Here is a 15,341-nt window from a genome sequence, read left to right as displayed (position 1 = left end):
TTGGTCAACTGGACAGGTAACAGGCCTTGCACTGCCAGATCAGGGAGAGCGGTATGCTAGCGAAGGATTGGGGAAAGGGAGTGGCCATTTTACTGGGTGTTCTCTGGAGCGCGTCAGCCGTTGCCAGCCCCTTTTACGCCCCTGACCCTCCGTCCGACGATACCCCCGTTTTCAGCGGCGACTCTGAATTGGGCTACAACCGCCTCACGGGCAATACCAACAGTGAAACGCTCATCGGCAAAACCCGCTTGCAATGGTTGACGGGCGATTTGACCCACTCGCTGCGCGGCGAAGTGCGCCACGTCAGCAAGGAAGACGACACTGCCGCCGAACAGTACCTGCTGTCGGCCCGCGAACGCTACGACTTCAGCGGGCCCCATTACCTGTTTGGCTTTGCCCGTTGGGAAAAAGACCGCTTTGCCGGTTACGATCAGCAGCTCAGCGCGATTGGCGGCTACGGGCGGCAGATCCTCGACAACGAGCGTCATACGCTGTCGCTGGAAGCCGGCCCGGGCTACCGCCACGACCGGCTCCGCGAGCACGGTAATGAGCGCCTGGGCGTTGCCTATTCGGCCATCGATTATCGCTGGGAATTTGCCGACTACGCCGATATCCGTCAGGAAGCGTCGCTGGAATACACGCGCCAGAATGTCACCTCGCGCTCGCTCACCGCCCTGACGACACGACTGAACTCAAAGCTTTCGCTCCGCCTCTCCTACGAGATCAAACACAATTCAGAGCCCCCTGACGATGCCGACAAACGCAGCGACACCACCACCAGCGCGTCGCTGCTTTTCCATTGGTAGCGCACCATAATGCAGCAAGCCGTGTTAGACGTTGGTCTATAAAGACGTTACAATGTGCTCAGTTTCCTGTCCTAGCGCCATTCCATGAATGGCGCTTTTTTTTTCCCACTTTTCAACGCGGCAAGCTGTTAAGTTTGACGACCATCTTGCCCAATTCCCAAACGGACTCTCATGACGACACAATCAACTCAAGACGCGATGCCACGAAGTGGTCTACGCGCCCTCGGTGATCCTCTGGTGCTGCTGCTCAGCATCGGCTTTATCGTGGCCTTTATTGGTCTATCACTTTACGATGTCGACCTCGTTGCCAACAGCATCAGTACCGGCTTCGCCTGGACAGCGCGGGTATTTGGAACCTACTTTCAACTGCTGCTGATCGCCACCTTCTTGATTGCCATTGGCCTGGCCTTTACCCCCGCCGCCAACGCCAAAATCGGCAACCTCGATGCGCCGGAAATGAGTACCTTCAAGTGGCTATCAATCATTCTGTGCACCTTGCTGGCCGGTGGCGGGGTGTTTTTCGCAGCAGGCGAGCCGGTTTATCACTTTGTGGTCACCCCTCCCGCGTTCGACAGCGAAGCCGGCACGCCAGAAGCCGTGGCAAACGCACTCGCCCAATCGTTCAACCATTGGGGGTTTTTGGCCTGGGCGGTACTCGGGTCGCTTTCGGCGGTGGTACTGGCGCATGCCCACTATGTGAAAGGCCAGCCGCTTCAGCCCCGCACTCTGCTGTACCCGGTATTTGGTGAGCGTCTGCTACGTGGGCCGCTGGGCGGCATTATCGATGCGTGCTGTGTGATTGCCCTGGTGGCAGGCACCGTGGGGCCGATCGGTTTTCTGGCGACCCAGGTCAGTTTTGGTTTGCACGAGCTATTTGGTCTGCCGGAAGGCTATACCGGCCAGTTGATCATTCTTGCGGCGCTGGGCAGCATTTACGTGCTGTCCTCAATGAGCGGTGTCCATAAAGGCATTCAGCTACTCAGTCGGTTCAACGTGCTGCTGGCGCTCACGATTGGTGCGGTCATCTTTATCTTCGGTCCGACCCTGTTCCTGACCAACAGCTATGTGGCAGGGCTGGGCACCTATGTGAGCGAGTTCTTCACCATGGCAACCACGACGGCGGACACCGCGCCCGACTGGTGGATGCAGTGGTGGACGGTGTTCTTCTTTGCCTGGTTCATCGGCTATGCGCCGCTGATGGCCATTTTCGTGGCTCGCATTTCCCGTGGCCGCACCATTCGCCAGATGATTGTCGCCGTCGCTGTTATCGCGCCGATTGCCACCAGCGTGTGGTTTACCCTGCTTGGCGGCTCGGGCATCTACTATCAGCTCAGCGGTGCCATCGAACTGACCGAAGCGCTGAACAACTTCCAGTTTGACGTGGCCACGCTGACCGTCGCTCAAGCACTGCCCGGCGGTACCTGGATGGCGTTGGCGATCTTGCTGTTAACGACCATTTTCGTGGCGACCACCGGTGACTCGATGAGCTACGCCATCGCCGTCGTGGGCGCTGGTCACGATGACCCCAACCCTTACATCCGCGCCTTCTGGGGGATCGCCATGGCCCTGATGGCGGCGATATTGCTGAACATGGGCGCCGGGCAAATCAGTGCGCTACAGCAGTTTATCGTGATCACCGCCATTCCCGTGTCGCTGATCCTGCTGCCCACTTTATGGCACGGCCCCAAGGCTGCGTATGCCATGGCGCGTGAGCAGGGCATTATTAAGTAGCCACTAGAGCCCTTCCAGCAGTCGCAGAATCATCTGCGGCTGCTGGTTGGCCTGGGCCAAAATAGCGATGCCTACCTGCTGAAGGATCTGAGCGCGCACCAGATTTGAAACTTCCTTGGCGTAATCAGCATCCTGAATGCGCGACCGGGCGGCGGACGTGTTGATAATATTGGTATTAAGCCCGTCGATCACGCTTTCAAAGCGATTCTGCACGGCCCCCATATAGCTGCGCTGACGGTCTACGCGCTTGATAGCGTCATCCAGAGTCGCTAGCGGCTCTTCGGTGGCACTACCGTCATCAAGAATACTAAAGCCTTCCAGGCCCAGGGCCTGCAACCCCATCCCTTCAAAACGTACTGCGATGCTACTGCCATCGTTAGCACCCACCTGGATGTTTAACGACTTTGGCTCGTCAATCAGCCCTATGCCGTTGAAATTACTCTGCCCGGCAATGCGATCAATCTCTTCTAAACGCTGATCGATTTCGTCTTGGATAGAAACCAGGTCGTCGGAAGAGTTGGTGCCGTTCGCTGCTTGCACGCTCAGCTCACGGATGCGTTGCAGGTTGTCGTTAACCTGATTTAGCGAGCCTTCCGCTGTCTGCACCATTGATATGCCATCGTTGGTGTTGCGAATCGCCTGGGTCATGCCCTTGATTTGTGCTGTCATGCGGTTGGCAATCGCCTGGCCAGCAGGATCATCCTTGGCACTATTGATGCGCAGGCCGGACGAAAGCCGCTGCATGGCGGTTTGCATCGACTGCTGGCTACTCCGCAGGTGCTGAAGAGTAAGCAAGGAACTGATATTGGTTTTGAGGCTTACCACCGATTTCTCCCAAGCGGCACAGCGCTTAAAGGAAACAGCCAGGAATACTACTTATCGGCCGTTTAGTACCCGGCGTTAGCCCCAAGGAAGGATTTATTTGCGCTCCACTGCCGACAGCAACTCATCAACGGGGACCCGCACATAATCGTGCTCAAGATAGCCCTCATCCACCAGCTCGCCATCCCAGGCAACAATGTCCAGATCCATGGTCCTCGGCCCCGACTTGATCGGGCCACGAACCCGGCCGAGGCGATCTTCCACACCTTTCAGGTAGGCACGAAAGTCACTCATCGATAAGCGCGTGCGCACCAGTAAGGCCGCGTTGAGAAAGTTGGGCTGCTGCTGGTAGCCGACCGGCGTGGTAACGATTTCACGGGAGCGGCCGACCATTTCACACTCTTGGCAAAGGATATCCAGTGCCTCGGCCGCGTGCCGCTCGGGCTCTATATTGGAGCCCAGCGAAATGACGCATTCGTGAAGCGAGGTATCGGGTTGGGCATATAAACGTGATTGAGACATGTTATCCATCCTTGAGCGAAGCGCCGATAAAACCCAAGCCTAACGTTCTGCACCGTTTGTGCAAGTACTGTACAATTTATTGACAAACGCTGCCCTCACGCAGACAGTCATGTCATCCTACACCGATCAAGCACCCTATCACGACGAGGATTGTTCAATGAGTACACCGGCCGCATTGGTTACCGGCGGGGCAACGCGCCTGGGACGTCATTTTGCCGAATCACTGGCTGACGCGGGCTATGACATCGCGCTGCACGTAAACCGCTCCCGCGATGAGGCAGAGGAAGTCGCCGAAGGCATCCGCGCAAAAGGTCGGGATTGCGAGCTATTCAGCTGCGATTTCTTGCACGACGATGTGGGCCGACTGATCGAGCAGGTAACACAGCGATTCCCAAAGCTGAGCGTCCTGCTCAACAGCGCTTCCGCCTACACGCCCGCGCCCCTTGCCGAGACCGACCTTGAGATGCTGGAAACCCAGTTCCGGGTGAATCTGTTTACCCCACTATTGTTAACCCGGCACTTTGCCAGCGCTGTCGACACAGGCCAGGTGATCAATATCATCGACAACAAGGTGGCCTACCACCAGTACCCCTACGCCGCCTATTTGCTGTCCAAAAAGAGTCTGGCGGAGATGACCCGCATGGCGGCGCTGGAGTTTGCCCCCCGCATCCGGGTGAACGGCATCGCGCCAGGTGTCGTGCTACCCGCCTCCCAGCGTACAAGCGACTACATCGACTGGCGCATCGACGGGATCCCCGTCAAGCAACAAGGCGAACCCGACCATCTCGTGCAGGCGTTGCATTACCTGCTCAACAACGACTTTGTCGCCGGGCAGATTCTATTTGTCGACGGCGGCGAATCCATCAATGTGGAAGGGCGTCACTCGGAAAACTATCCGGGGTAACCCGCAAAGCAAAGGGGCTGCCCGATGGCAGCCCCTTTGCGTATTACGATGCGGCGTTTAGCGCCCGTCAGGCGTATCAACGTCGTCGTGGTCGGGCTTGATGTGATCCGAGTCCGACGCTTGCTGCACATCCTGATGAGAGGCCGGTTGTTGTTCTCCAGCGTCCTGACGGGGAGCCTGCTTGCCGTCTGTTTCCTCGGCGGTGGAGTCGATAACCCGGACGTTCGCGGGCGGTGCGCTACCGTCCTTGTTTTCGCCGAAGTACAGCGTGGTATGCGGGAAGGGTATTTCGATACCGGCTTCATCAAAGCGCAGCTTGACGAAACGGTTATACGCACGCCCAACCGCCCACTGGTCGCCCGGCGTGGTCTTGATCACCACACGGATATTGACCGAGCTATCCGCCAGCGCGATGACCCCGGCAACGGTCATGTCTTCGAGAAGCTTGTGGCCATGCTCTTCGCTGGCCTTGAGGTCCTCGAACGCGACTTTTAATTGCTCGATCGCATCGTCAATACTTTCGCGATAGGCAATGCCGTACTCGCCGACGTGGTTACCGAACTCGCGCATGTAGTTGGAGACCGTATCGACGCTGGAGAACGGCACGATATGGAAGGTGCCGCTAAGATCACGGATACCCACCGAGCGGATACTGAGTTTTTCCGCCGTGCCGGTAATGCCGCCAACGGTGACCACATCGCCGGTATTCATGGCGTTTTCCACCTGGATGAAGACGCCGGTGATGACATCCTGAACCAGTTTTTGCGCACCGAAACCAATTGCCAGGCCAAGCACACCGGCACCCGCAATCAGCGGGCCGATATTGATGCCGATCTCCGACAGCACGATCATGCCGGTTATGGTCACCATGGCAATGGCCAGTGCGTTGCGGAACAGGCTGAGCAGCGTTTTTGCCCGTGCCGTGGGCTCGCCTACTCCGGTATCCGGATTGAGCTTGTGTTCGATCAGACTGGCAAGCCCCAGCCACGCGCCGATCGCAACGATAAGTATAATGGCCACGCTGATTAACTTGCTAACCAGGCCAGCTCCGGCTTCAGAGGCATACCAGGCGGCCAGATCGAACGCGCCCCAGGCATCCAGCACCACCATGATGACCGTTACCACAATCACCGTGCGCAGAATACGCAGCGCATTGGGCACGTAGCGATTAAGACGCTTTTCCAACAGCGGCAGCTTGCGGCGCATGTCAGGCGAGAGCTGAATGCGGCGGCCAATGGTTTGCGTCAGGAACGACGACACCAAGAGGCCCGCGACGACCGCTGCCAGCGTTTTCAGTGTCGCAAACAGCACAAACGGCAAGGCATCGCCTGGACGAACCAGCGTCAGCACCAACACCATCAGGAAGTAGAGCAGCGCGAACAGGTGCCAGGTGCGGGCGAACAGCTGAAGAGACACACGGCTGGCGGCTAGTGTCGAGCGTGCACCGACGGTATTCAGGTTGTCGCGCAGGCGCACGCGGTTTTTCAGCACCACCGCCACGGCATAAATGAACGCCAGCAGCATGATCAAGGTACCGACCGCCTGACCAATGGCTGCCGACACATAGAAATTGACCAGCGGGACCACGACCATCAGGCCGTATCCCACCATGCCAATCAGGCGGGCTAACCAACGGTTCCAGTAGGAGGCTTCCTGCGCTGAAATCGGCAACAGTCGCAGCCCTTCGTAGCGCGAGGAAAACAGCATCCGCACCGCGGCTTTCAAGAGCTCAATGATTAAAAAGGCGTTGAGAAACAGGGATGCCCGAGTGGAGAGGTCGCCAACTTCACCGACCGCAAAGGTGGCAACAAGATTACCGCCGACATAGGCAAGCGCCACCAGCAGCACATCAATCACGGCGGCAATCGCCACGCAAACAATCAAACGCAGCACGGGCGTCAGCCCGGCGCCCTGCTGGGACCAGCCACTGATTTTAGTGAACAACGGCTTCGCCACGCGTCGAAACACCATAAACATGGCGAAGGTGGCGGCAATCACGATACCAAGATTGATCGCCGCGGACATGAATACCGCCATGTCGAAGACGCTCTCGCCACCACCGACAAAGAGGCCACGCACCAGCAGCACTAGTTGTTCGAACTGGCCGCCGACTTCGCCGACAACATTGCTGGTCAGTTGAGCCAGTTGGCGCGGCAGCGACACATCCTCGGGGGCGATATCACTGCCCTGGGCAGCGCCCCCGGGTAGCTCCGATGACTCGGCCACCTCGGACGCCTGGCTACGTAGCAAGTCGATGAGTTCCTGGCGAGCCTGCTCGTCTTCGAGTAAGTTCGCCAGGGATTCATAGGACTGTGGTTCAGTGGTCTCTGTCCCGTCGCTGCCACCTTCACTTGGTGTACTGCTTTGCGCAAACACGGGCGCAGCAAACAGCGTCATCAGCGCTAGCAGCCAGACGCTGAGACAGGTTAATAAACGTAGTGGCGTCACACCGTAACCTCCCTTTGATGGTGAGTCGTTGCATCAACCTGACGGCTGAGCTAATTGTTTCGACTAATCATACATGCCAAGGAACATATAAGCATTGTATAGGATATTGAGCTTAACATGATTACCTGCACAAAGGCTCGAGCCAGGACGCTGCCAAACCGAGTATCAGTGCATAGCGGGCACCTTTTGCGACCAGTATCCATGCCAGCGCGCGCCACCAGGGCAAGCGTAATATGCCGGCCACGACGGTCAACGGATCACCAATGATCGGCAGCCAGGACAACAGCAGGCTCGCTTCACCAACACGCTGGTACCAACGTTCGGCACGGGCCAGCTGCGCGGGGGAGGCCGGAAACCAACGACGGTCCTGAAAGCGCCGTGCGTAACGGCCCAAGGCTACATTGACCAGGCTGCCCAGCGTATTGCCAGCGGTGGCGACGCACCATAATGCCAGGACCGGCTGGCCCTGACACCATTGTCGCGCGAGCCAGACTTCCGACCCGCCAGGCAATAACGTAGCGCTGAGCAGCGCTATCCAAAAAAGGCTCAGCATCAGGACGCGGGAAGTTGACCACCCAACTGCAGCGTAATCTCATCCGCCACGCGGCGCACCAGCGCGCCCAGCTCCAGTAGCCGAGCCTCAGGGATACGCGCCACGGGGCCTGACACCGAAATGGCCGCCAACGGCATGCCGTGCTCGTCATTGACGCATGCTGCTACACAGTGCAAGCCAATCGCATGCTCTTCACGGTCACAGGCAAAACCCTGGTCACGAATGCAATGCATCTCGTCGAGCAGGGTGTCGGGCTGGTAAAGGGTGTTTTCGGTCACCCGGGGCAGTTCACCTTTAGCGAGCAGTTGGGCGCGTTCGTCGTCGGGCATCCAGGCCAGCAAGGCCTTGCCGACACCGGAGGCGTGCAAGGGCGCCCGCGAGCCTAGCCGGGTAATCATGCGCATCATCTGCGGCGACTCGTGCTGGGCAAGAAACACCGCCGTATCAGCATCGCGGATGCCCAGGTTGGCGGTTTCGCCGGTCTCGGCTGTCAGGCGACGTAAAAACGGACGACTGGTGGCGACCACGTCCCGCGCTTCGAGAAAGCTGTTACCGATGCGGAACGTCTTGACATCAATACGCCACAGGCCCTGTTCATTCTCCTGAGTGACGAAGCCCTGACTCTGCAGCGCCTGAAGCAATCGGTGGGTTGTCGAAGGCGCGAGATCGGCCATTTCCGCCAAGGCGGAAAGCGCCAAACCCTCGGGACTGCTGGCCAGGTACTCCAACAGATTTAACCCACGCACCAACGACTGGCTGTGCCCACCGCCTGCTTTGGCCGAATTGGCCGGGCGGCCAACGGTCCTGCGCTTTACGTCACTCACCTGGCTCTCTCCTGAAAAGCTCTCCTGAAGGCACCTCTACTTATAGGTAGGCGCAAAGAGCGTAAGGATAACGTGCCTGTGCGGCCGCTGTCGCGCTTACGGAAACGAATTCCACCACCACCTGACTGCCGGTAAGCAACTAAATAGACGACGCTTTACGCATATCACGGCCCAATGGATGCGGCTCACCACGGGCTTTGGCGAGGTCAATCTGGCGCTGACGCTCGCGTGCCGCCGCACGGGTCTTCTCGGGTAGCGAGTCGATGCAGTGGGGGCAGCTGATACCAGGCTCATAAGCGGACGACTGCATATCTTCTGCGGAGATCGGCCGACGACAGGCATGGCACTGTTCAAACTCGCCTTCGCTCAAGTCATGGCGAACGGTCACCCGGTTATCAAAAACGAAGCACTCACCGCGCCACAGAGACTGCTCTTCGGGGACTTTTTCCAGGTAATTCAGCACGCCACCCTTGAGGTGATAGACCTCGTCAAAACCTTCCTTGAGCATGAAGCTGGAAGCTTTTTCGCAGCGGATACCGCCGGTACAGAACATGGCGACTTTTTTATGCTTCTCGGGATCATAGTGCTCGCGCACGTATTCAGGGAATTCACGGAAGGTCGTGGTCTTGGGATCGACGGCGCCTTCAAAGCTGCCGATCTCCACTTCATAGTCGTTGCGGGTATCGATAACCAGCACTTCCGGATCGGCAATAATGTCGTTCCATTGCTCAGGCTCGACGTAAGTGCCTACGGTGTCGTTAGGGTCGACGTCCGGAACACCCAGGGTGACGATCTCTTTTTTCAGTTTCACCTTGGTACGATAGAACGGCGGCTCGTCACAAAACGATTCTTTATGGTCGATGTCGCCTAGCCGCGGGTCGGCGGTCAACCAGGCGAGCAGCGCGTCGATGCCCTCGCGGGTACCGGCAACCGTGCCGTTGATGCCCTCTTTGGCGAGCAGCAGCGTGCCCTTCACGCCGTTATCCAGCATGGTCTGGCGCAGCGGTTCACGCAGCGCTTCAAAGTCGTTCAGGGTGACAAACTTATATAACGCCGCGACCACAATACGCGGTGATGACGTAGTTGATGACATAGGTACTGACATGACGAACTCCAGGTAGTCGCCCCCGTAAAAGGCGGACCAGGTGAATTAACGAGCGCATTTTAGCAAAAAGTCTGACGTAAAGCGCCCAACCCGATACGTCGATTTATTCGATCTGATCATTGAGAAACCTTCACCCCACGCCCTCAGTCAGCAGGCGTATATTAATTGTCATTCTCCCAACACTCTGGAGTTGATGATGAAGATCCGCCGTTCAAACGAGCGAGGCTACGCCGACCACGGCTGGCTGCGTTCCTACCATACGTTCTCGTTTGCCAATTACATGGATCCTGACCACATGGGCTTCCGTGCGCTGCGGGTGATCAATGAAGATCGCGTGTCCCCTGGACACGGCTTCGGCGCTCACCCCCACCGGGATATGGAGATCATCTCCTATGTGCTCGATGGCGAAATGGCCCATCAAGACAACATGGGCAATGGTGAAGTGATGCGCCCGGGGGACGTGCAGCGTATGTCAGCAGGCACCGGCGTGCTGCACAGCGAGTTCAACCATTCCAAGGAAAACGGCCTGCACTTCCTGCAAATCTGGATCGAGACCGCCAAACCCGGTATTGCGCCCAGCTACGAACAGAAAGCCTTTCCGCACGCTGAGCGGCAGGGCCAGTGGCGGCTGGTGGTATCACCTGACGGCCAGGATGGCTCGGTGAGCGTTAATCAGGACGTTAATCTGTATAGCGCCTTGTTTAATGAAGGCGAACAGGCAGATACACCGAGTACCCGTTATGCGTGGCTGCACGTGGTGAACGGCGAAATGGAGGTCAACGGCGAAACGCTAAGCGCGGGCGACGCCGCGTCGTTTCAACCGGACGAAACATTTACGCTGACCGGCAAGAAGGCGGGGGAAGTGTTGCTGTTTGATTTGGCTTGAGCCAGAGGTTTGAACTCAAAACGGCCCCGATCGGGGCCGTTTTGGCGTTAGTGCAACCGTTTAGTACAACCGTTTAGTACAACGGTAAGGTTGCTTAACTATTCTGCGCCGAGTAGAGCACGCGAATCTTCAGCGTATGGTCGACCTGCTTCAACGCTTCCAGCGCCTGGGGGCCGTAGGCTTTGTCCACATCGATGACCACGTAGCCAACCTTGTCGTTGGTTTGCAGGTACTGGCCCGAGATATTGATGCCGTTCTCAGATAGCACACGGTTGATCTGCGACAGCACACCGGGCACGTTGTCGTGAATATGTAGCAAGCGATGCTTGTCCGGGTGCGCGGGCAGCGCCACTTCGGGGAAGTTGACCGAGGTCACCGTGGTGCCGTTATCGGAATAGGTGATCAGTTTTTCCGACACCTCGATGCCGATATTTTCCTGGGCTTCCAGGGTCGAGCCGCCGATATGCGGCGTGAGGATAACGTTTTCCAGGCCGCGTAGCGGGCTTTCAAACTCCTCGGCATTGCCCTTCGGCTCGACGGGGAAGACATCAATCGCCGCCCCGTTCAGCCTGCCCGCCTTGATCGCCTGAGCCAGCGGTTCAATTTCCACCACGCTGCCCCGCGAGGCGTTGATCAAGATGGCACCGGGCTTCATGGCAGCAATTTCTTTTTCGCCTACCATCCAGCGGGTGGACGCCAGGTCAGGCACATGCAGGCTGACCACATCGGCGCGCCCCAACAACTCTTCAAGGCTCGCCACCTGGTTGGCGTTACCCATGCCCAGCTTGGTGATCACATCGTAATAAATGACGTTAAAGCCCAGCGACTCGGCGAGCACGGAAAGCTGCGCGCCAATGCTGCCATAACCCACGATACCCAGCGTTTTTCCGCGGGCTTCGTGGGAGTTTTTCGCCGATTTCAGCCAGCCGCCCTGATGAGCCCGGGCATTTTTCTCCGGAATACCGCGCAGCAGCATGATGGCTTCGGCGAGTACCAACTCAGCGACTGAGCGGGTGTTGGAATACGGTGCGTTGAATACCGCAATCCCGCGCTTGAGCGCTGCGTCAAGGTCGACCTGATTGGTGCCGATGCAGAAACAGCCAACGCCCACCAGCTTTTCCGCCGCCGCGAACACGCGCTCATTCAGTTGAGTACGGGAACGAATACCGATGAAGTGAACGTCACGAATCTTCTCGATCAGCGCCTCTTCATCCAGCGATGTAGGCAGATGCTCGATATTTTCGTAACCTGCGTTTTGAAAATTGTCCACCGCGCTTTGGTGGACGCCCTCGAGCAGCAGGATCTTGATCTTGCTCTTGTCCAGGGACGTTTTGGCCATGGCTGAATCAACCTCTATGATCGGCGGCATGCGCCGCTTAACGGTTCGCGGAAGGCCCGTATGGTAGCACATTCGCCCACGCTCTCGCTGGGCTCGCGTGATGAAAAGTGTGCGTTGTCAAGATGAACGCGACACAAGTCGCACCTTCGGCAGGGCCTTGAGGGCAGACGCCACCCCCCGCCCTCGGTGTATACTGTTGGCCTTGTTCTCTGCAGACACACGCGCCGCCCACGTCAGGGCGTCAGGAAAACGGTAGGCATGGCCCAATGAGTGACACCACACCCCCACAAGATTTTGCCGCCACGGTTGAGCAACTAGAGACGCTCGTGGAACGCCTGGAGTCTGGCGAACTCTCATTGGAGGATGCGCTGACCGCCTTTGAGCAAGGCGTTCGCCTCACCCGTGACGCACAGCAACGCCTGGATAGCGCGGAATTAAAGGTGCGCGCGCTCAGTGAAGACAGTGAAGGCCGCTTGAACGTTACACCCTTTGATGGCCCCGACGCGCCCACGGAAGATTCTGATGGCACGGATGACAGCAACAAGGAGACGCCACCATGGTAGCGCCCGCCGCCGCTGGGCTGACTATGTTGCGTGACACAAGCAATAATCGCGTTGACGCCACCCTGGCCGCGCTATTTGATACGCAACGGGCCACCGAGCCGCGCCTGGAAGCCGCCATGCGCCATGGCTTGCTGGTGGGTGGCAAGCGGCTACGCCCGTTACTGGTGTATCTGGCCGGCCGGGCGCTGGGGGCCCGCGACGACGAGCTTGACGCAGCTGCCGCCGCCATCGAACTGATCCATGCTTATTCGCTGATCCACGACGACCTGCCCGCCATGGACGACGACGACCTGCGCCGCGGACAGCCAACGGTCCACAAGGCCTTTGATGAAGCCACCGCTATCCTGGCAGGCGATGCCCTTCAGGCACTGGCTTTTGAAGTGCTGGCCCGCACAGGGCACCCACGGCTTGGCAGCCTGGTGACCACCCTTGCCAGCGCCGCTGGCCGTGATGGTATGGTCGCTGGCCAGGCACTGGACCTCGCTGCCGTTGGTGGCCACCCCAATGTCGAGGCTTTGGAGCATATGCACGCCCACAAGACCGGCGCACTGATCGTCGCCGCGGTTCGTCTGGGCGGGCTGATCGCCGTTGACGAACACGACTCCCGTCTACAGGCGCTGATTCGCTACGCGCGTGCCATTGGACTAGCCTTCCAGATTCACGACGATGTGCTGGACGTGACGGGTGACACCGCCACACTGGGTAAAACATCCGGCGCCGATGCTGCCCGCGCCAAGCCGACGTACCCCGGTTTACTGGGGCTTGAAGGCGCACAGCACAAAGCCCAGACACTCATTGACGAGGCCATTGCCGCGCTTGCCCCACTGGGCAAGAACGCACAGCCATTGGCCGACCTTGCCCACTACATGATCGAGCGCGACCACTAGACAATGCCCATGAAGCTGTTCGACGAAATACCCCGCGAGCGCCCGGCAACGCCGTTGCTCGACTCCTTTGACCACCCCGCCGCCCTGCGGGCCATGAACGCCAGGCAGCTTGCCCAGTTGGCAGACGAACTGCGTGCCTATCTGCTTTACAGCGTTGGCGTGTCCGGCGGCCACTTTGGCGCGGGTCTCGGGGTGGTGGAGCTGAGCGTAGCGCTACACCACGCGTTCAACACACCCGACGACCGACTGGTATGGGACGTGGGTCATCAGGCCTACCCGCACAAGATACTCACCGGGCGGCGTGACGCCATGCTCAGCATTCGCCAGCACGGTGGCCTCGCGGCGTTTCCGCGCCGCGCCGAGTCCGGCTACGATACCTTTGGCGTCGGCCACTCCAGCACCTCAATTTCTGCCGCGCTTGGCATGGCATTGGCCACCCAGGCCCAGAACAAGCCACGCCGCGTCTGCGCGATTATCGGCGACGGCGCGCTGAGTGCCGGCATGGCGTTTGAAGCCCTCACCCATGCGGGGCACGTGGATGCCAACATGTTGGTTATTCTCAATGATAATGAGATGTCGATCTCCGAAAACGTCGGCGGCATGGCGACTTACCTGGCCCGCGTGCTTTCCAGCAAGCCGTATCTTAAGATGCGTGAAGAAGGTAAAAAGGTGCTTTCCCACCTTCCCGGCGCGTTGGAGCTTGCCCGCCGCACCGAAGAGCACATGAAAGGCATGGTCAGCCCCGCCACGCTGTTTGAAGAAATGGGCTTCAACTATGTCGGCCCCATCGACGGTCATGACCTCGAAACACTCACCGAGACGCTGGACACTCTGCGCGACCTGGACGGCCCGCAGTTTTTGCATATCAAGACCGTCAAGGGTAAAGGCTTCTTACCCGCCGAAGCCGACCAGATTGGCTACCATGCGATTACCAAACTGGAAAAGCCCAGCGAGCCCGCTCATCAAACGCCAACCGCCGCGCCTGTGGCGCCCAAAAAACCTGCCAAGAAAAAATACTGCAACGTGTTCGGCGACTGGCTGTGCGACATGGCCGCCGCGGATGATCGCCTGATGGGGATTACCCCGGCAATGCGCGAAGGCTCGGACCTGATTCGTTTCTCCAAGGAATACCCCGAGCGCTACTTTGATGTGGCGATTGCTGAACAACACGCCGTCACGCTCGCGGCGGGCATGGCCTGCGAAGGCATGAAACCTGTGGTGGCCATTTACTCTACGTTTCTGCAGCGCGGCTACGACCAACTGATTCATGACGTGGCAGTGCAATCCCTCGACGTCACCTTTGCCATTGATCGCGCGGGTCTGGTCGGCGAAGACGGGCCCACCCACCATGGCAGCATGGACTTGTCCTTTCTGCGCTGTGTGCCCGGCATGGTGATTCTAGCGCCCGCGGATGAAGCCGAGTGTCGCGCCATGCTTAGTGCGGCCTACCATCATCCGGGCCCTGCCGCCGTGCGCTATCCGCGCGGCACCGGCCCGGGCGTAGCGATTCCCGAGCATCTGGAAGCGCTACCCATTGGCCGAGCCGAGGTGCGCCGCAAGTCTTCAGGCAGTGGCGCCAGCATTGCGTTACTCGCCTTTGGCAGCGTTAACACTGCCGCCGCCGAGGTGGCTGAAAGCCTCGATGCCACGCTCATCAATATGCGCTCTATCAAACCGTTGGACCGCGAAGCCGTGCTCCACGCGGCCGACGAACATGAATTGCTGGTCACGCTGGAAGAAAACGTCATCGCCGGTGGTGCCGGAAGCGCCGTCAATGAGCTCCTGCATGCCGAAGGCGTTCAAGTCGAAGTGCTCAACCTCGGCTTGCCGGACGCCTTTGTGGAACACGGCACGCCTGCCGAGCTGCTGCATGACTGCGGCCTGGATGCCGACGGCATCGAACGCGCGATTCGTGCCCGACTGCCGTAATCTTTTTATTTATCAACGTTAG

General features: G+C 58.7%; 14 protein-coding genes. 7 read left to right on the top strand and 7 right to left on the bottom strand.

Going from position 1 to position 15,341, the window contains the following annotated elements:
- Positions 1 to 53 precede the first annotated feature (53 nt).
- On the top strand, positions 54 to 806 hold the full coding sequence (locus QC816_RS08045; RefSeq protein WP_309781558.1) for a DUF481 domain-containing protein: 753 nt from the start codon (positions 54 to 56) through the stop codon (positions 804 to 806).
- A gap of 171 nt (positions 807 to 977) precedes the next feature.
- Positions 978 to 2,537, top strand: a complete 1,560-nt coding sequence (locus QC816_RS08040; RefSeq protein WP_176243690.1) for a BCCT family transporter — start codon at positions 978 to 980, stop codon at positions 2,535 to 2,537.
- Between the two features lie 3 nt (positions 2,538 to 2,540).
- Here QC816_RS08040 and QC816_RS08035 read toward each other — a convergent pair whose 3' ends face one another.
- On the bottom strand, positions 2,541 to 3,362 hold the full coding sequence (locus QC816_RS08035) for a flagellin N-terminal helical domain-containing protein (protein WP_085919430.1): 822 nt from the start codon (positions 3,360 to 3,362) through the stop codon (positions 2,541 to 2,543).
- Positions 3,363 to 3,455: 93 nt separating this feature from the next.
- The gene (gene folK, locus QC816_RS08030) at positions 3,456 to 3,881 is read right to left on the bottom strand and encodes a 2-amino-4-hydroxy-6-hydroxymethyldihydropteridine diphosphokinase (protein ID WP_085919431.1); all 426 of its coding nucleotides are present in this window, start codon (positions 3,879 to 3,881) and stop codon (positions 3,456 to 3,458) included.
- 157 nt (positions 3,882 to 4,038) lie between these two features.
- Between folK and QC816_RS08025 the strand changes: the two genes are divergently transcribed.
- Positions 4,039 to 4,785, top strand: coding sequence for an SDR family oxidoreductase (locus tag QC816_RS08025; protein ID WP_199284222.1), 747 nt, complete (start codon positions 4,039 to 4,041; stop codon positions 4,783 to 4,785).
- A 57-nt stretch (positions 4,786 to 4,842) separates the two neighbouring features.
- Here QC816_RS08025 and ybiO read toward each other — a convergent pair whose 3' ends face one another.
- The 4 genes from ybiO to trhO form a co-directional block, all read right to left on the bottom strand.
- Positions 4,843 to 7,233, bottom strand: a complete 2,391-nt coding sequence (ybiO, locus tag QC816_RS08020; RefSeq protein WP_309781557.1) for a mechanosensitive channel protein — start codon at positions 7,231 to 7,233, stop codon at positions 4,843 to 4,845.
- A gap of 121 nt (positions 7,234 to 7,354) precedes the next feature.
- Positions 7,355 to 7,786, bottom strand: coding sequence for a YqaA family protein (locus tag QC816_RS08015; protein WP_085919434.1), 432 nt, complete (start codon positions 7,784 to 7,786; stop codon positions 7,355 to 7,357).
- The gene (locus QC816_RS08010; RefSeq protein WP_085919435.1) at positions 7,786 to 8,610 is read right to left on the bottom strand and encodes an IclR family transcriptional regulator domain-containing protein; all 825 of its coding nucleotides are present in this window, start codon (positions 8,608 to 8,610) and stop codon (positions 7,786 to 7,788) included. The genes QC816_RS08015 and QC816_RS08010 overlap by 1 nt, the downstream gene beginning before the upstream one ends.
- Positions 8,611 to 8,749: 139 nt before the next feature.
- Complete coding sequence (gene trhO / locus QC816_RS08005) at positions 8,750 to 9,703, bottom strand: oxygen-dependent tRNA uridine(34) hydroxylase TrhO (protein WP_085919503.1); 954 nt, start codon at positions 9,701 to 9,703, stop codon at positions 8,750 to 8,752.
- 208 nt (positions 9,704 to 9,911) lie between these two features.
- Between trhO and QC816_RS08000 the strand changes: the two genes are divergently transcribed.
- The gene (locus tag QC816_RS08000) at positions 9,912 to 10,601 is read left to right on the top strand and encodes a pirin family protein (protein ID WP_309781556.1); all 690 of its coding nucleotides are present in this window, start codon (positions 9,912 to 9,914) and stop codon (positions 10,599 to 10,601) included.
- A 94-nt stretch (positions 10,602 to 10,695) separates the two neighbouring features.
- On the opposite strand, the gene serA is transcribed toward QC816_RS08000, so the two are convergent.
- Complete coding sequence (serA, locus tag QC816_RS07995; RefSeq protein WP_066320841.1) at positions 10,696 to 11,940, bottom strand: phosphoglycerate dehydrogenase; 1,245 nt, start codon at positions 11,938 to 11,940, stop codon at positions 10,696 to 10,698.
- 266 nt (positions 11,941 to 12,206) lie between these two features.
- On the opposite strand from serA, the gene QC816_RS07990 reads away from it, so the two are divergent.
- Genes QC816_RS07990 through dxs form a run of 3 tightly spaced genes read left to right on the top strand, consistent with a single transcriptional unit; the run spans position 12,207 to position 15,319 of the window.
- The gene (locus QC816_RS07990) at positions 12,207 to 12,503 is read left to right on the top strand and encodes an exodeoxyribonuclease VII small subunit (protein ID WP_199284224.1); all 297 of its coding nucleotides are present in this window, start codon (positions 12,207 to 12,209) and stop codon (positions 12,501 to 12,503) included.
- Positions 12,497 to 13,390 carry a farnesyl diphosphate synthase gene (locus QC816_RS07985; protein WP_085919438.1) on the top strand — a complete coding sequence of 298 codons (894 nt, stop codon included), beginning with the start codon at positions 12,497 to 12,499 and terminating at the stop codon, positions 13,388 to 13,390. Before QC816_RS07990 ends, QC816_RS07985 begins: the two co-directional genes overlap by 7 nt.
- Positions 13,391 to 13,393: 3 nt before the next feature.
- On the top strand, positions 13,394 to 15,319 hold the full coding sequence (dxs, locus tag QC816_RS07980) for a 1-deoxy-D-xylulose-5-phosphate synthase (protein ID WP_085919439.1): 1,926 nt from the start codon (positions 13,394 to 13,396) through the stop codon (positions 15,317 to 15,319).
- Positions 15,320 to 15,341: the final 22 nt, after the last annotated feature.

It is taken from the genome of Vreelandella janggokensis (assembly GCF_031451615.1).
Taxonomy (GTDB): domain Bacteria; phylum Pseudomonadota; class Gammaproteobacteria; order Pseudomonadales; family Halomonadaceae; genus Vreelandella; species Vreelandella janggokensis.
This window is presented reverse-complemented; position numbering and strand designations above follow the sequence as displayed.

Coding starts and splice junctions, on each gene's coding strand:
- QC816_RS08040 (WP_176243690.1), top strand. CDS start 978: ATGACGACACAATCAACTCAAGACGCGATGCCACGAAGTGGTCTACGC.
- QC816_RS08015 (WP_085919434.1), bottom strand. CDS start 7,786: ATGCTGAGCCTTTTTTGGATAGCGCTGCTCAGCGCTACGTTATTGCCT.
- trhO (WP_085919503.1), bottom strand. CDS start 9,703: ATGTCATCAACTACGTCATCACCGCGTATTGTGGTCGCGGCGTTATAT.
- QC816_RS08045 (WP_309781558.1), top strand. CDS start 54: ATGCTAGCGAAGGATTGGGGAAAGGGAGTGGCCATTTTACTGGGTGTT.
- QC816_RS07985 (WP_085919438.1), top strand. CDS start 12,497: ATGGTAGCGCCCGCCGCCGCTGGGCTGACTATGTTGCGTGACACAAGC.
- folK (WP_085919431.1), bottom strand. CDS start 3,881: ATGTCTCAATCACGTTTATATGCCCAACCCGATACCTCGCTTCACGAA.
- QC816_RS07990 (WP_199284224.1), top strand. CDS start 12,207: ATGAGTGACACCACACCCCCACAAGATTTTGCCGCCACGGTTGAGCAA.
- QC816_RS08000 (WP_309781556.1), top strand. CDS start 9,912: ATGAAGATCCGCCGTTCAAACGAGCGAGGCTACGCCGACCACGGCTGG.
- QC816_RS08025 (WP_199284222.1), top strand. CDS start 4,039: ATGAGTACACCGGCCGCATTGGTTACCGGCGGGGCAACGCGCCTGGGA.
- dxs (WP_085919439.1), top strand. CDS start 13,394: ATGCCCATGAAGCTGTTCGACGAAATACCCCGCGAGCGCCCGGCAACG.
- serA (WP_066320841.1), bottom strand. CDS start 11,940: ATGGCCAAAACGTCCCTGGACAAGAGCAAGATCAAGATCCTGCTGCTC.